The following is a 15,733-nucleotide window of genomic DNA, read 5'->3' on the forward strand; positions in this document are numbered from 1 at the left end:
CCTCCACCCCGGGCCGGCCTCCCGAAGCGCGCGCCGCCGACCACGGGAACCTGCGCTTCCTCATCAGCGGCCAGGCCTCTCCCGGAGACCGGGTCCGCGCGGGCGACGTGGACGCCACCGTGCAGGACTCCGGCGCGTGGCTCGCGAGCGTGCTGCTGACGCCGGGCTCGAACGTCATCGCCATCACCACCACCTCGCCCGGCGGCACGGTGGAGTTCGCCCAGCAATCCTTCGACGTGGTTCGGCGTGGTGAGCACGGCTGGATCGTCATCCCTCACGAGAAGGTGCGCCTGGGCGCCGTGCGCGGGCTGTCCCCGGACGTGCCCCTGCCCACGGGAGACACCTACCTGCGTCTGGAGGTGGTCCCCGGCACCCAGGTGAGGACGCCTGACACCCAACTCGTCGCGGGCCCTGAAGGCGAGGTCCGCCTGCCCGTGCGGCTCGTGCCGGGACGCAACACCATCCCCATCTCGATGGCTCCTCCACAGCAGCGCTGGAGCGCCGTGTCCGTGACCGTCGAAGCGCGCGCCCAGCCCTTTGTCGTGGGCCTGCTCGACGTGGAGGCCAGCCTCGCGCCGGCCGGCGGGGGCTTCCGGCTGCGGGGCCGCGGTGCCCTCCACGGTGAGGCCCAGCTGGGACCCGTGCAGGTGGTGGGCGAGCTGGACCTGACCGACACCGACCTGCGCCAGCTGGACGACGCGCCGCTCGTGGACTGGCTGCGTCCCCGCAGGCCCGAGCGCTTCGACCGCTGGCCCGACCCCGACCTCGCGCCGGCGGAGTGGGGCGACAATTCCGTGTCCCTCACGCCCAACCCCGCGGAAGGGCGCCTGCGCCTGGAAGCGCGCCACGAGCAGTACGGCCGCGCGGGCTTCGGCACCTACCGCGCGCTCATTCAGGACCGCGAGGTGGGCCGCTACCACCGCCCCCTCTTCGGTCCCTACGCGGAGCTGCGCGAACAGCTGGGTCCCGTGAGCGTGGGGCTGGACGCGTTCGCTGGCGGGCTCGTGGACCCCACGCGAGGCCTGGCCGCGACGCCCGCGCACGAGGAGCTGAGCGCTACCGGCGGCAGCCTCTACTACCTGGGCGGCGGCACCGTGGCGGAGGGCTCCGAGCTGGTGCGCGTGGAGGTGCGCGACGGCGTCACCGGTCTGCCGCTGGGCGAACAGCACCTCATCCGGGGCCGCGACTACGACATCGACTACCTCGCCGGCCGCATCCTCCTCGCGCGCCCGCTGTCGTTCCTCATCGGAACGTCGCTCCTGCGCACGGACGCGCTCTCTGAGGCGCCGGAGCCGGTGCTCGTCGTGGACTACGCCGTGCTGCACACGGGCGACCCGCGCGATTCGGTGGGCGGCGAGGCCTGGGCGCGCTGGCGCGACTCCACCGTCGGCCTGGCCGCCGTGCGCGAGCGCCGGCTGGGTGCGCCGTTTCAGCTCCTGTCGGGGCGGGGGCAGACGAAGCTGTGGGGCTACTCGCTCCTCGCGGAGGCCGCGAGCAGCCGGGGCCTCGCGGTGGAGCCCTCCGTCTTCGGCGTGTCGGACGACGGCGGCCTGTCCTTCCTCCGCCCGGTGGGCACGCAGGACGACCACGGCGGCGCGGTGACCCTGCGCCTGAGTGGACCTGGAGTCCTGGGGCCTGGTCACGGCGGCGCCGTGGCTGCCGTGTGGCGCGAGCGTTCCAAGGGCTTCTCCGATGGCGCGCACCTGGACGTGGCTCGCTTCCGGCAGCTGTCCCTGCGTGTCACCCAGCCCGTGGGTCCGGTGGCGCTCACGCTCCTGGGCGACGAGCGCCGCTCGGCGGATCCGCGCTTGCCCTTCGAGGACACGCCCTTCGGCGCCCGCACGCTGGGCGCCGCCGTGGCCTATGAGCACCACGAAGGAACCGTGCGCCTGGAGCTGCGCGACAGCTGGCTGCGTGCCACGGAGGTGCCCGGCCAGGGCGCCGCGCTCGAAGGCGGCCGGACGTCCCTGGGCGTATCGGTGTCCCGCATGCTGACGTCCCGCCTCACCGTGTCCGCGGGCCACCGGCAGCGGCTGCACGAGCGCGGCGAAGGCCTGGGCCGGATGAACGACACGTTCACCTCCGCGGGCGTGGCCGTGAACCTGGACAACGACACGTCCGTGGGCGTGAAGGGCGGCTGGGGGCCGGAGCTGGGCCCGCAGGCCTGGCTGGACGCGCGCGCGCGGCGCGGCCGCGAGACCTACTACGGCGGCTACTCCGTGGACGTGGACGGGCCGGACTTTGGGGCGGCCCGCGCGGTGACGGGGGCTCGCACGGAGGTGGGGGACGGCACCACCCTGTTCGTGGAGGACGTGAGCGCGCACGACGCCATGGCGATGCGGCGGGCCCGCGCCGTGGGCTTCCAGTGGGCGGCGGGACAGAGCGGCTTCAGCGCGGCTGCCCGCTATGAGCGTGGCGTGCGCAACCCGCTGGACATCGAAAGCGACCTCACGCGCGACGTGGCCAGTGTGTCCGCGCAGTGGTTGCGCGAGCGCTTCCGCGCGGACGTGCGCGCGGAGCTGCGCCACGAGGAGGGCACTCCCGTGCGTGGTGCCTCCGGCCCGGTGGACCGCACCCAGGTGGTGCTGGCGCTGGCCGCGGAGGGCCAGTTGATGAAGGACGTGACGGCCTCCGGGCGATTGGACTTCGCGCACACCGCGGGCCGGGAGGGGCTGGAGGCCCGGTTCGCGCAAGGGTTCGCGGCGCTCGTCTGGCGGCCTGGCCCGTGGCTGGTGGTGGCCCGCTACGGCCTCACGCGCGAGCTGTCCCCGGGTGCCCGCTTCGCATTCGGAGACCGGGTGCTCCAGACGGTGTCGCTGATGCCGGCGGTGCGGCTGGGCGATCGGCTCTCCGTGGCGTCCGGCCTGCACGTTGGACGCGCCAGCCTGGGCGAGTCCTCGCGCTGGGTGTGGACGGGCACGCTGCGGCCCTCGGTGCGGCTGCTGGGCGGACTGGAGGTCGCGGTGGAGGCCGCCCGGCGCACGTCCGCGGCGGACGACCAGGGCCTGACAGCGCTCCGGCCGGAAGTGGCTTACCGGCTGGACGAGCGCCTGCGGGTAGCCCTGGGGTACACCGTCCTGGGCTTCAGCGGCTTGGGTCTGGAGGCCGAATCGGAGGATGCTCCGGATCGCCTCTATCTCCGGGCGGAAGTGGCCTGGTAGTCGCCGGGCAGAGGGATGACGAACGTGCGAGTCGGGTGGATCCTCCTGGGACTGGGGTTGTGCGCGGGCGTGGCTCGCGCGGAGTGGACCCACATCGGGACCCAGGCGGGAACCCCGAGGGACGTGACCGTCTTCCGCCCCGGCTTCTTCGCCGTGGCGACCGACGGCCAGCTGTACGTGTCGCGCGATGGCGTCTTGACGACCCTGAACGTGGGCATGGCGGGCAGCTTCCTGCGCGGACCTACCTGTGTGGTGGGCATCCGTCTGGACGGGACGCTCCAGAGCGAGGGGGGCTGCTCGCCCACGGATGACAACAAGCGCCTATTCCCCAATGACGGCAGCGACTACGCGGTAAAGGCCGCACGCGTTACAGCCGACGGGGGCGTGGGGTATGCCGTCGCCGCCGAGGGGCCCTTACAGACACCGCAGTTCCGGACCTCGCTCCTCCCGAAAGAGGGAACGGCCGAGTGGGGCACCCTGCCGCCCCCGCTGCCGGACCTGAGCGCCCAGCCGCATCTCGCGGTGCTGGCCCCTCAGGCGGATGGGCAACCCCAGGCGCTGTTTTCCGTATCCACGGCCAAGGCGAACTTCCTCTGGTACCGGGGCACCAGCGCGGTGTCCTATATCGCCGCAGGCATCTCTGCTCCGAACCTGGCCCAGAGCGTGGTCCTTCTGCCGGGCTCCACGCCGGAGCAGCCGCTCGCGTTCTTCGGCAACGACTCGGGCCTGTTCCGAGGCACGCTGGGCGGATCCGCCTATCCGTTCGAGCCCATCCCGCTGGCGCCGGGTTCGGTCGACGCGCTCGCGCTTGATGTGACGAGCGGCTCCGTCGCTGGGACGGGCTTCGGGCTGCTGCTCCTCAAGCAGAAATCAGACGGCAAGGTGGTGGCATACAGCGCGGAGCCAACGGTTCCGCCTGCACTCCCGGGCACGCTCTGGCGGCAGAGTACGAACTCGCCCGCAAGCATCCCCCATCCCGCGTTGCGGATGGCCTGCGCGGACGCGTCCTACTGCGTGGCCATCCTCGACGGGCCCGCGCAGAACATCCTCATCTACCGGAACGCGAACCCTCCCAACGTGAGCGACCTGCCCTCCACCCTCAGCGTGAACGAGGGCGAGACAAAGGACGTGGAGCTCAAGCTGCGCGACCCGGACGGGGACGCGGTGCGGCTGTCGGCCACTGTGCGTGCGCCGGGCAGTCGGATCACCGTTGCTCAGGCTCCGCTCGACTCGCGCGAGGACAGCGGACTCAAGCTGAGGCTCACCGCGCCCGTGGGCATCTGTGCGTCCGAGACGTCATCCCTGGACGTGGTGGCCTCTGACGGCCTGCGCGCGCACGACACGTTGAAGACGATGGCGATGGTACTGAACCACTCCATCAAGCCTGGCGCGCCCCAGGTGGAGGTGGAGGGCAACGACTTCTTCATGGGAGGGCCCTCCGGCACCTTCACCGCCACGCGAGGTGTCACCGGCTGCGAGCCCGTCAGGTACACCTGGACGGAGCCCCCCGGGGCACCCAAGCTCGACGTGAAGGCCGGCGTGGCCACGTTCACGCCCCCTTCAACCCTGGCGGACCGCTGCAAACCGGGCACGACCTCCTTCGACTACGAGGTGCGCGCGAACGACGGCGCGCTGACCTCGGATCCCACGAAGGTCCCGGTGCGGATCCACCCGTGGGGCCCTCCCGAGGCCCCGTTCACCAGCCCCTCGCGTGACGTCTTCTCCGGCGCGGCGCTGATACCCCAGGCGACCCACCTGTGCGGAGGTTCTCCTGGAACGCCAGGACTGCCGCCGGTGTCGACGTTCTGGTCGGTCCTGGATAATCCCTCGGGCGCGACGGTGACGGCCCTCCAGGGGAACGACCGGCGTCCCGTGGGCCAGGACCCCACCGAGGGCCACTCCGTGCTGCTCGCCGGGGCGACGTGCGTGGACACCCTGAAGCTGAAGCTGCGCGCCTTCAACCGCATCACCGTGGACGGCTTCGTCCTCGACAGCCCCTCCTCCGACGTGGAGGTCTCGGTGAAGCCGCGCTGGGTGCCCCTGGAATCGGTGAGGACCCTGGTGGAGCTGGACCCCTCGGAGGAGCGCATGCTGCGCGGCCACGTGAAGACGGATCCGCCGCTCAACTGCACGGGCATGCGTCCCCTCACCACGGTGGTGACGCTGGAGGACCCGGCCGACCCCAGCAAGGTGTTCGACACGTGGACGGCCACCGGAGGCGGAGGCGACTTCGCGCTGGACCTGCCCCCCATGTGCGGCAGCGCCAACTACACCGTGCGCGCGCGCGTGCACGAGGGCACCGTCATGGCACCGGAGGCGACGACGGACTTCCCCCGCCAGGCGCGCGAGGTGGTGCTGGGCGAGCTGAGCGGTGAGCTCATCGCCACCTGCGGCGAGGGCGCCCGGGGCACGCTGCGCCAGACGATTCCGGAAGGGGCCTGCTCGGCGGTGAACCTGAAGTGGAACCCTTCCGGAGGGCCGGAGATGGCGACGCTCGTCGCCCAGGGTGACTCGGTGTCGCTGGCCACGGTGGACACGCAGCTGGAGTCCCTGGTGGGCGAGATTGTCACGCTGAACGTGTCGGCCGAGGGCGAAGGCGCGAGCGGGGCGGCGCGCGAGCACGCGGTGCGCATTGGCGCGCGGCCCTTCGTGACGGTGGAGCGGCGCACGGAGACGGGGGAGGGCATCAACTCCAGCCAGGTGGGCGTCACGGTGACGCTGCGCAACGACACCGCCTGCGACGTGAGCTCCATCCACTACCGGGAGACCGTCACCGGTGCGCAGGTGGTGCCCCAGAGCGTGACGTTGAATGGCCAGCCGGTGACGCCGGTGGATGTGTCCGGGCAGCACTTCGCGGTGGATCCGGTGCCGCTGCCCGCGGGCGCGACCGCGACGCTCACGTACGTGGTGCGCACGGCGCTCCTGGCTCCGCCGAACTACTCTGGCACGGCGACGCTGCGCGATGTCGTCGTGTCGCGGGCGGAGCCGCCGCCTCCCTCCACGTCGGGATGCGGGTGCTCCGGTGGGGGCTCGGGCGTGACGGCGTTCGGGCTGGGCGCGCTGGCCTGGGCCGCGCGGCGCCGGCGGGGCGTCAGAGCCCGAAGCTGATGCGCTGGCGGCGGTTGGGCGTCTGCTGCCGCTCCTCCAGCACGCCGGACAGCTCCAGGCCACGCAGGGTGGCCAGGGCCTCGCGCTCGGACAGGTCCGTGAGGGCGAGCAGGTCCTCCACCGTCTTCGTGCCGTCCGCGAACGCGAGCAGCATCGCCTGGGGCCCCGCCAGCTTCAGCTCGTGCAGGCCGTAGGGCGGATCCGCCGTGGGGAACAGGCGGCGTCCGGGCGCCATGCGCTGGCGCAGCGCCACCAGCGTCTCCGTGCGCGTGACGCCCTCCAGGATGAGGTCGCCGGGGAAGAGCGACAGCGGCACCAGGTCCGCGCGCTGCGGCCGCATGGGGCTGAACCCATAGCCGCCCTCCGTCCACGCGAAGGTGGACCAGAGGATGTCCTTCACCTGCTCCTCCAGCAGCTGGCGGCGCTGCTTGGGACTGAGCAGGCCGCGCTTGAGCAGGGCGTCGCCGGTGCGCAGCGAGTGCTCGCGCGCGTAGCCCGCGGCCTCCGCGAGCTGCGCCTCCGTGAGCGCGCCCTTGCGCAGGCAGAAGCGGCCGAAGCGCTCCGGGGCCAGGTTGGAGGCGGCGTACACCACGCGGCCCGCCTCGAAGTAGACGACCTTGAGCACCGTGCCCTGGCGCAGCTTCAGCTCGCCGTGGTGGCGCGCTTCGTAATACGCGTTGAGCAGCCGCGGCACGGACGTGTGCGCCAGGTCTCCGCCGAGCGACCACTCCGGCAGCTGGCGCCGCTGACGCACGGGCGCGGGAGCGGCCTCCGTCCACACCGCGTCGCGCTGCGCGAAGGGCAGGGGCAGGGCCTCCGACACGCCGGGGGCTTCTTCGGGGGGCGCGGGTTCGGCAGGCTCGGACGGGGAGAGGACGGACTCGAGCGCGGGCTCCTTCTCCGCGGACGGCTCCTGGACCAGTTCCTCCAGGACGAGCAGGTCCACCTCGTCGAGCAGCTCTCCGTGCGTCACGGGCGGCACGCCGGCGGCCTCCTCCAGCGCGTTGAGCACGGAGTCCAGCTCGAAGGGCTTCTCGAAGAAGGCGCAGGCGCCGTGGATCTGCGTGGCCTCCTGGGCGAAGCGGTCGCCCTTGTAGACACCGCTGACGGCGATGGCGGGGATGCCGTGCGCGCGCAGGGCTCCCAGCACCTCGCTGCCGCGGATGTCCGGCAGCAGCAGGTCCACCAGCGCCGCGTCGAAGCGCGAGTGGGGGCCCAGGGCCTCCAGCGCGGACTCACCCGTGAAAACGGTGAGCGCCTCATGGCCTCGGGTCTCCGCGACCGTGGCGATGAGGGAGGCGAGTTCCTGGTTGTCCTCCACGATGAGCAGTCGCGCCATGGGCGGGCAGACCCTACCATCAACCCCATGAAGGACGTTCAGGGCTTCCACCACGTGGCGATTCAAGCGAAGGACGTGGAGCGCGTGACGGCGTTCTATCGCGACCTGCTGGGCTTTCCGGAACTGAAGCGCCACTCGCGGGAGGACGGCACCCTGCGCAGCGTCTGGGTCGGCGTCCCAGGGGGCGCCTTCCTGGCCATCGAGTCGGTGGACGGGACGCCGGAAGTGGTGCCGTTCCGCCATCCGGCGCCGGGGCTGCTGATGCTCGTGTTCCGGATTCCCCGCGAGGCGCGGGGTGGGGTGGTGGAGACCTTGGCCCGCGCGGGCGTGCCGCTGGAGCATGAGACGCGCTGGACGCTCTACGTGAGGGACCCGGAGGGCAACCGGGTGGGGCTGAGCCACCATCCAGACGACTAGGGACGGGTGCCCGGCCGGGTGCTTGCGGAGGGTGACGGGGCATGGCTACAAGCGGCCCCATGCGCCTGGGTGAACTGCTCGTGAAGGACGGCCTCGTGTCGGCGGCGGGGCTGGAGGAGGCGCTGGAGTCGCAGGTGGTCCACGGCGGACGGCTGGGGACGAACCTGGTGGAGCTGGGGCTCCTGTCCGAGCAGGACCTGGCCAAGGCGCTGGGGCGGCTGCACAACTGCGCCTACGCGTCCGGGGAGATGGTGCCCGACCCGAAGGCCGTGGCGCTGGTGAACCCCAACGAGGCGGACGACAAGGAGTACCTGCCGATGCGGGCGGACGCGACGCGGTTGAGCGTCGCGGTGCTGAACCCGCATGACTTCACGACGTTGGACGCCATCGCGTTCAAGACGGGCAAGCGCGTGGTGCCGGTGGTCATCCCCGAGTTCCGGATGAACCAGCTGCTCCGGCGGCACGCGAAGGCGTTCCGGCAGCTGCGGGCCATCGACATGAATGCCGTCCGCCCGAGGCCCGCGAAGGGCGCGGCGGCGGAGCTGCAAAAGGCGGCGGAGCGGCCGCCGGACCTGATGAGCGAGGAGGAGTTCCAGTCCGTCTACGCGCAGGCGCTGCGCGGCGGCTCGGATGCGGAAGCGGATGTGCTCGAAGGGGAGATCATCATCACCGGCGAGGAGGTGGTGGAGGCGCCCGTGGCCGCGCCGCCCCAGGGCCGGCCCGCGATGCCGGCGCAGGCGCGTCCTGGAGCGCCCGTGCCGCCGCGAGTGGACATCCCCGCGCACATCGCTCCGTCCGTCCCGGTGCAGGGAGTGCCCGCGCAAGCAGCCCGAGCCGCGAGTGCGGCGGGGCAGGGCGTGGGGCCGCAGGGAGTGCCCGCGCATCTGGCGGGACAAGCCGGAGGGCAGGGAGTGCCCGCGCACGTCGCGGGTCAGCCCGGAGGGCAGGGAGTGCCCGCGCATCTGGCGGGACAAGCCGGAGGGCAGGGAGTGCCCGCGCATCTGGCGGCCCAGGCGGGTGCGCAGGGAGTGCCCGCGCATCTGGCGGCCCAGGCGGGAGCTTCCGCGCATGTCGCGGGTCAGGCTGGAGCGCAGGGCGTCGCGGCGCAGGTGCGTGGCGGACCGGGAGCCGCCGGCGTGCCCGCGCAGGTGGCGGCCCAGGCGGGTGCGCAGGGAGTCCCCGCGCACGTCGCGGCCCAGGCCGGAGCGACGGGCGCGATGCCCCCGGGTGCCGCCGCGACTCAGCCCGTGGCCGCGAAGCCGGTGGCTCCCCCTCCCACGCCGCTCACGTTCCCGGAGGCCCAGGCGGAGCTGGGGCGCAGCTCGGACCGCGAGGACGTGGCCCGCACGGTGCTCCGCTTCGCGATGGGCAAGTGGCGCCGGTGCCTGCTGCTGTCCGTGCAGGGCAACCTCGTCACCGGCTGGCACGGCATGGGGCAGGGCGTGAGCGACGAAGGCGTCCGCCGCATCGGCGTGCCGCTGCGCGACCAGAGCACCTTCCGCCTCGTGCGCGACCTGCGCTCCCACTACGTCGGTCCGGTGAAGCGCGACGCGGCGATGGGCATGTTCTACCGCCTGCTCGGCGGAGGGTTCCCCACGACAGCGGTCATCCTGCCGCTGCTCGTGCGCGGCAAGGTCGTGCACCTGCTCTACGTGGACAATGGAGCGGAGCAGTTCACCCCGCCGGACGTGGGCGAGCTGCTCATCCTCTCCCAGGGCGTGGGCCGTTCGTACGAAGCGATGATGCGGCGTCGCAAGAGCGCGTAGCTCAATCGCTGCCGGTGGGCCGTTCAGGTGGGTGCGCCAGCACGGGCATCGCATCCGGACGGTCCCACAGGACGAAGTGGCTGCACCCGTCCAGCTCCACCACGTTGAGTCCTGGCTTCGCGCGCCCGGCGCTCTCCCGCATGGACGCGGACTCCAGCACCCGGTCCTTCCCCGGAACGAGCACCGTGCCTCGCCGCACGTTGCCGAACAGGGACGCATCGCGCGCCTGACTCCACGCTTCGATGTCCCGCAGGTTGGCCATCATCGTCGCGACCCGCTTGGGGTTGAACGGGAAGGCCATGATGAGCTCTCGCTTGCGAGCATTCTCCAACGGCCCCCAGGCGCCCCGGTTGTGCTTCGCGATGGGCGCGAGCCGCCACAGCGGGATGAGGAACGGCAGCAGCCAGAGCTGCGAGGGCGTCAGGCTCCGGTAGGGGCGGGCCTGCGGGAGCACGGGCGCCTCCAGTACGACCTCCACCCGTTCGAACAGGTCCGGCCGCAGCTTCGCGGCCTCCAGGACCACGGCCCCTCCGCGCGAATGTCCGTGGACGCGCACGACGTTCGTCCGGGGCAGGTGCTCCAGGGCCTGCACCAGCACCGCGGCGTCATGGGAGATGGTGCCCTCCGGTTCGGCAGGCACCTTCGCCCAGGGGGCGGGTTGCTCGCGCGGGTCGGTGATGGGCAGGTGGTAGTCGCAGCTCGTCAGCAGGATGAGCTGGAGGTCGGGCTCGCGGTAGTGGTGCGTGAAGTAGCGCATGTCCGCCACGAAGCCGTGCATGACGATGACCGTGGCGCGGGGCTGCTCGCAGCGCCGTTCGGCGATGACGGCCTTGCCCACCCGGTAGACGTGTCCATCGAAGGACTCGCTCGCGCGGGGCGTGCCCACCCGGTGCATCAACCACCAGCGCGCGGTGGGCACCAGCACTGCGACGCCAGCGAGGACTCCAAGAGCGACGGACATGCGTTCACCCGGGACGAAGGGGCACAGGCGCCTGGCGGCGGACGGCCCGTGACACGGCACTATCATATGGACCGTGTCGGCCTCCCGCCGCACTCGCGACGCGGAGCTTGCGATGAACGACGAGCCGGAAGAACGCCTGACCTGTCCCAGCTGCGGAGGGAGCTTCGGGGATTCCACCATCGAGCGTGGCATCGCCTTCACACCCTGTCTTCGGTGTGAACAGGCCATGGCGGCTGCCTGCTGTGCGCCCGTCCCTGGGACGGCGTCTGGATGGCGCGTCCAGATTCTCTGGCGCGGGCCCGAACTGACGCTGAAAGAGGCGGCCTCCCTGCGGCAGATCCTCCCCGTCCACGCGAATGAGTCGATTCAGGGTGTGCGCGACCAATACCGAGCTCTGCCAGGGTGGACGGGGCGGAGACTCTCGCACCAGGAGATGCTCGAGCTCCGTGCGGCGGCGGAGGCCAGCGGTTTCACGGTGATCGCGGAGGAGGAGGACAAGCACGTGCCCCGGCTGCACCTGCCTCCTCATCCCGCGACGTTCTATGGCGTCGAGCTCAGCCCCTCGTTCTTCGAGAACGGCGCCCTCGCCACGATTTTCCGCGAAGCCCACGGCACCCTGGTGATTGCCAGCGAGAGCCTGCCCCTCGCGGAGTGTGTCCCCATTCCCCAGGAGCGAGGACGCCAGTTCCTCGATGAAGTCGCAATCCTGGCCCCGTTGGAGATGACCGACTCGGCCGTCATCGGGATGGATGGAATCAGCCTCTATTTCCGCCTCCGTCATTCGAGCCAAGAGCGCGGTTTCGTCGCGTGGAGCCCGGACGCCCACCATGCGCCCCGGCATCATGCCCTGGTCCTGGCGCTCTTTCGGCTCGCGGCCGAGCTGGCTCGCGAGGCCAACAGCATCGCGTTTCTGGAAGGCATCCACGGCTACCTGGATGCGGGGCTCCCCGTGAAAGTGTTCGAGGAGTCGCCGCGCCGCGTTCGTCTCTTTGGAGGGCTGTCGTCGTTGTCGTCCGAGGCCCTGGACTCGCTCTTCGCGGCGACTCCCCCAGAGACACCGCTGTTGATGGATCTGACGGGCTTCGAGGGAATGGGGACGCTGCTCTATCCGCGCTTCGCCCGGTTTCACCAGCGTCCCGGGGGGACGGTGTGGTGGGTCAACCGCATCGCCGCTCGTCAGTTGAAGGAGGCGGGAATCCCCGAGGCGAGCCTCTACACGGACCTGGAGTTGGCGAAGGCAGCCCTTGCCGCGCGCCCTACCTGACGGCGCTGAGGGTCCGGATCTGCATGTTGATCCACGGGATGTAGTTGGAGACGCGCGTGTAGATGCCGGGCAGGCCTGCCCGCGCACAGCCTACCCCGAAGCTCACGATGCCCTGGAGCACGAAGCCTTGGGAGCCGTTGACGACGAGCGGCCCGCCGCTGTCGCCCTGGCAGGTGTCCTTGCCCCCCTGCTGATACCCAGCCCCGAACATGGCACTCTCGTCGATGACGATTCCTTGTGTCCTGTAGCTGTTGGCGACGTCCCGATGGTTGAGGACGGGGACGCCCACTTGCAGCAAGATGCTGGACGTGTCGTAACCCCCCTCGCGTGTCAGGCCCCACCCCGCGACCGTAGCCATCGTGTTGTCAGCGACGCGCTCTCCGGAGGCCGGGAGGCAGACAGGGACGCGCGTGTTGCCGCCCGCGAGCTGAGGGCCCAGGTTGGGGCGCATGCCCGAGGACTGGCCGCAAGCCCCGGCGACGCTCGTGCCGAACTTGATGGGCTTGTCGAGCTTGAGGACGGCGATGTCGTTCAGCGTCCTGTTCGGATTGTACTGGGGGTGGTAGACGGCCACCGTCACCCGGGCTGTCACTTGCGTGGACGTGGGGCGGTACAGGTCATGCGCACCTGCGGACGCAGTGACGTTGGAGTAGCCGTCATAGACGCAATGGGCAGCGGTGAGGACGATGTCGCTCTCCTCCTTGGTGTTGCTCACCCGCACCAGGCTGCCCCCGCAGAAATGGCTGCCGTACTTCTTCTGCAGGCTGACAATCCAGGGGTGGGAGTTCGGCCGGGCCTCGACGCCTCCCACGATCTCCTGGTCCGTGTGACCCACTGTCTCGAAGGGGGCCTGATCGGCCTCCGAACCACCGCACCCGAGAAGACCGACCGCGACGACGACTCCGCTCATGAAGCGCATGCATCCTCCTGGAGTAAGTGCGGAGTGAGATAGCAATCGACATGCCGCGTTCATACGCCCGGGCTGTCGGGACGAGACGCGCACCTGGACGTGCGACGGCACGTCGTCTCCGTCGCCGTGTGACATGTCAGCGGAGGCGCATGACGCGTCAGCCGTGTCAGGCTGGGAGTGTCAGGGCTCAGCGTTCCATGGGGAGGAGCGCGTCGCGTGCGCGGGCCCCGGAAGGTCCGGGCACCACCAGCCTGCGAGCCTTCTGGAACAGCGGCACGGGTGGGTCCTCCGCCACGTACACGCCCCAGGAGTACTCGCCGGGAGCGAGGCCGGGCAGCACCACCTGCTGCGGGCTGCCCTCGCGCATGAGCACCGGATGCCTCAGCTCCCGGTCCCGCGCGACGACCAGCCGGTAGCGCGGCGCTCCGCCAATGGACTGCCACGCGAAGACCAGGTCCTCGTCGGCCTTCGGAGCCTCGTAGCCATCACGCGGCGTGACGAGCAGGCCCCGGGGCCGCTGGCGCTCCACGAAGACTCGGCGGGCGAAGCCGGGCTCACCGGGCCGTCCTTCCGAGTCCAGCGCGGACACGCGCCAGACGAACATGCCGGGCTCCGGCGGGACGAACGTGAAGGCCAGGCCCTCCACCTGCGTGTCCACGATTTGCTGGCGGAAGCCCAGGTCGCGCGCCACCTGCACCTGGTAGCTCCGAGCGTCGTCCAACGGCCTCCAGCTCAGCGGGATGCGCAGCTCCGGGCTCCACGCGATGCGCGAGTCCACTCCCGGGGAGAGACTGGTGGGGAAGGGCGGGCCGTCGTGCTCGGCGTCCTCCAGGCCGCGCGCGACGTCCAGCCAGTTGCTGGCCTCGAGCGTGCGGCGGTGCGTGCCCTCGGACAGCAGCAGCCGTCCGCGGGAGACGCTGAGATGCATGCCGCGAGCGGTGCGGGTGACTCGGAACTCCGTGGGGCCCGCGTGCGCTTCCACCGTCAGATCATTGCCGCTCGCGATGCTGGCGGACGCCACCCCCATGTCCACCAGCTTCACCTCGCCGTGCAGGCCCACGAGCAGGTTGCCCGGGCTCACGTCGCGGTGGACCAGGTGCAGCGGTCGCCCGTCCAGGTCGCGCTGCCCGTGCAGGTACTCCAGCGCCTTGCCCAGCTCGATGGCGATCGTCACCGCCAACGCCACCGGCGGAGGACGCCCGCGCTGCCGCAGCGCCTGCACCAGGTCCGCGCCGTTGCGGCCGTGCACGTACTCCATGGCCATGAAGGGCCGGCCCGCGGCGCTGCCCACGTCGAACACCTGGATGACGTTGGGGTGTTGCAGCGTCGCGCTCAGCCGCGCCTCGGTGAGGAACAGCTCCGACAGGCGCGGGTGCCGCGCGTACTCCTGGAACACCAGCTTGAGTGCCACCAGCTTGTCCACGCCCTCCGCCATCGTGCGCCGGGCGAGGATCACCTCCGCCATGCCGCCCGTGCCCAGCCGCTGGAGCAGCTGGTACGGCCCGAACGCGTCGAACGGCCGCAACCCTCCCTGCCACGCCTCCGGGTCGCGCGCGTGCAGCAGCTCCAGGTGCGAATAGTCATTCAGCGCGGACGCGCCATCCACCGTGGAGCGCGGCCGGATGCCCACCGGCGTCGGCTCCTCCCGCCACGAGTCCGCGTTCCCCCCGGGAGCACCGGCGGACGTGCTCGCGGCGGGAGTCCCCACCGTCGCGCGAGCGAGCGGCTCGCGAGGGCTCAGCGGCAGCGGAAGGCAGCCCGCGTCCAGCGCGACGAACTTCGCGAAGTAGCCGCGCACCCAGCCGGACACGCCGTGCTCCATCACCCGCACGCGGCCGGAGACAGCGGGCCCGTCCCCCTGGAAGGCCACCTGGAGCGCGAACTCCGTCCCGATGGGTTGCGGCGTGTCCTCGGGAACGAACAGGCCGTGCTCCGTCATGCTCTTCCACAGCCGCGCGCGCGACTCCGGCGCATCCGCGAACGGCAGCCGGAACAGCCGGCCCTTCCTCGTTGGCGGCTTCACGCCTGTGCCTCCCCCCTCGGATTGACGGTGCGCTGCGCGTCACGGCCCGCTTCTCGTCACGGCGAAGCGCTCAACGTCACCTGGATGGGCTCCGGCCGGTCGCCCACCATCACCTCGGCCCGCCACGTGGCGTGGCCCTCCAGCCGGACGCTCACCTGGTGGACCCCGGGTGAGAGCGGCAGCAGCGTCCCCAGGTGCCGCGCGAGCCCCATCGCCCTGCCGTCCACGAAGACGCGCGCGCGGTCCGGCACCACGTCCAGGCGCAGCCCCGTCGTCACCGGGCGCTCCACCCGCACCGCGCGGGGCGCCGGCATCGGCGGACGGACGGCCTCCACCCGCAGGGCCGTCAGGGCATCCACGTCCCGCGAGACAGGCGCGCGAGCACAGGCGCAGGTACCAGCCATGAGGAGCGTGATGAGCAGACGTCTCGTATGCGGAGGCATGACAGGGATTGGGCGCGCGCGCGGGGGCCTCCGTCAAGGCACCGGCCCCCGCGTCGCAATCGCTGTTCCCACCCGTACAAGCCGGTGAAAGCAGCGCTCCCGGAGGTGTCTTCCGGACCCACCGGTCCGGGTCATTTTTCAGAGGGAGGCTGGGATGTTTCCAGGTGGACGGATGGCCCCCGTCCGCGGCGGGGGAACCCGCGCGCGTGAGTGACGGCGCGTGTGTGCCGGGCGACCTGGGAGGTGGCTGGGTTTGAGAGGCATTGGACCCGGGTCCGGGTCCGGGGGGATCCACGCATGTCAGACGCCACCCGTAGCCTGCGACACGTTCCAGCCTGAAT

10 protein-coding genes are annotated in these 15,733 nt (G+C 71.5%); 5 read left to right on the forward strand and 5 right to left on the reverse strand.

Annotated features, from left to right (window positions below):
* The coding region (locus D7Y21_RS15435) for a flagellar motor protein (protein WP_121714043.1) at nt 1–3,161 on the forward strand (3,161 nt) is incomplete at its 5' end.
* 24 nt (nt 3,162–3,185) lie between these two features.
* Nucleotides 3,186–6,269, forward strand: coding sequence for a hypothetical protein (locus D7Y21_RS15440; protein WP_147469288.1), 3,084 nt, complete (start codon nt 3,186–3,188; stop codon nt 6,267–6,269).
* On the opposite strand, the gene D7Y21_RS15445 is transcribed toward D7Y21_RS15440, so the two are convergent.
* Nucleotides 6,253–7,608 carry a DUF4388 domain-containing protein gene (locus tag D7Y21_RS15445; protein WP_120565874.1) on the reverse strand — a complete coding sequence of 452 codons (1,356 nt, stop codon included), beginning with the start codon at nt 7,606–7,608 and terminating at the stop codon, nt 6,253–6,255. The two genes, D7Y21_RS15440 and D7Y21_RS15445, sit on opposite strands and share 17 nt — an antisense overlap.
* A gap of 27 nt (nt 7,609–7,635) precedes the next feature.
* Here D7Y21_RS15445 and D7Y21_RS15450 point away from each other — a divergent pair, with 27 nt between their 5' ends.
* Both D7Y21_RS15450 and D7Y21_RS15455 read left to right on the forward strand, forming a co-directional pair.
* Nucleotides 7,636–8,025, forward strand: coding sequence for a VOC family protein (locus D7Y21_RS15450; RefSeq protein WP_120565873.1), 390 nt, complete (start codon nt 7,636–7,638; stop codon nt 8,023–8,025).
* 41 nt (nt 8,026–8,066) lie between these two features.
* Nucleotides 8,067–9,791: a general secretion pathway protein GspE gene (locus D7Y21_RS15455; RefSeq protein ID WP_233612116.1), complete on the forward strand. Its 1,725-nt coding sequence runs from the start codon at nt 8,067–8,069 to the stop codon at nt 9,789–9,791.
* A gap of 1 nt (nt 9,792) precedes the next feature.
* Here the strand turns inward: D7Y21_RS15455 and D7Y21_RS15460 are convergent, their stop codons facing one another.
* Nucleotides 9,793–10,752, reverse strand: a complete 960-nt coding sequence (locus tag D7Y21_RS15460; protein ID WP_121714049.1) for an alpha/beta fold hydrolase — start codon at nt 10,750–10,752, stop codon at nt 9,793–9,795.
* Nucleotides 10,753–10,864: 112 nt separating this feature from the next.
* Here D7Y21_RS15460 and D7Y21_RS15465 point away from each other — a divergent pair, with 112 nt between their 5' ends.
* Nucleotides 10,865–12,016: a hypothetical protein gene (locus D7Y21_RS15465; protein ID WP_147469289.1), complete on the forward strand. Its 1,152-nt coding sequence runs from the start codon at nt 10,865–10,867 to the stop codon at nt 12,014–12,016.
* Here the strand turns inward: D7Y21_RS15465 and D7Y21_RS15470 are convergent.
* From D7Y21_RS15470 to D7Y21_RS15480, 3 genes are all read right to left on the reverse strand, one after another.
* The gene (locus D7Y21_RS15470; protein ID WP_120565869.1) at nt 12,009–12,935 is read right to left on the reverse strand and encodes a serine protease; all 927 of its coding nucleotides are present in this window, start codon (nt 12,933–12,935) and stop codon (nt 12,009–12,011) included. The genes D7Y21_RS15465 and D7Y21_RS15470 overlap by 8 nt on opposite strands.
* 178 nt (nt 12,936–13,113) lie before the next feature.
* Nucleotides 13,114–14,949 carry a serine/threonine-protein kinase gene (locus tag D7Y21_RS15475; RefSeq protein WP_121714052.1) on the reverse strand — a complete coding sequence of 612 codons (1,836 nt, stop codon included), beginning with the start codon at nt 14,947–14,949 and terminating at the stop codon, nt 13,114–13,116.
* Between the two features lie 56 nt (nt 14,950–15,005).
* Nucleotides 15,006–15,353, reverse strand: coding sequence for a PEGA domain-containing protein (locus D7Y21_RS15480; RefSeq protein ID WP_158627291.1), 348 nt, complete (start codon nt 15,351–15,353; stop codon nt 15,006–15,008).
* Nucleotides 15,354–15,733 lie beyond the last annotated feature (380 nt).

This window comes from Corallococcus sp. AB045 (assembly GCF_003668895.1).
Classification (GTDB): Bacteria; Myxococcota; Myxococcia; order Myxococcales; family Myxococcaceae; genus Corallococcus; species Corallococcus coralloides.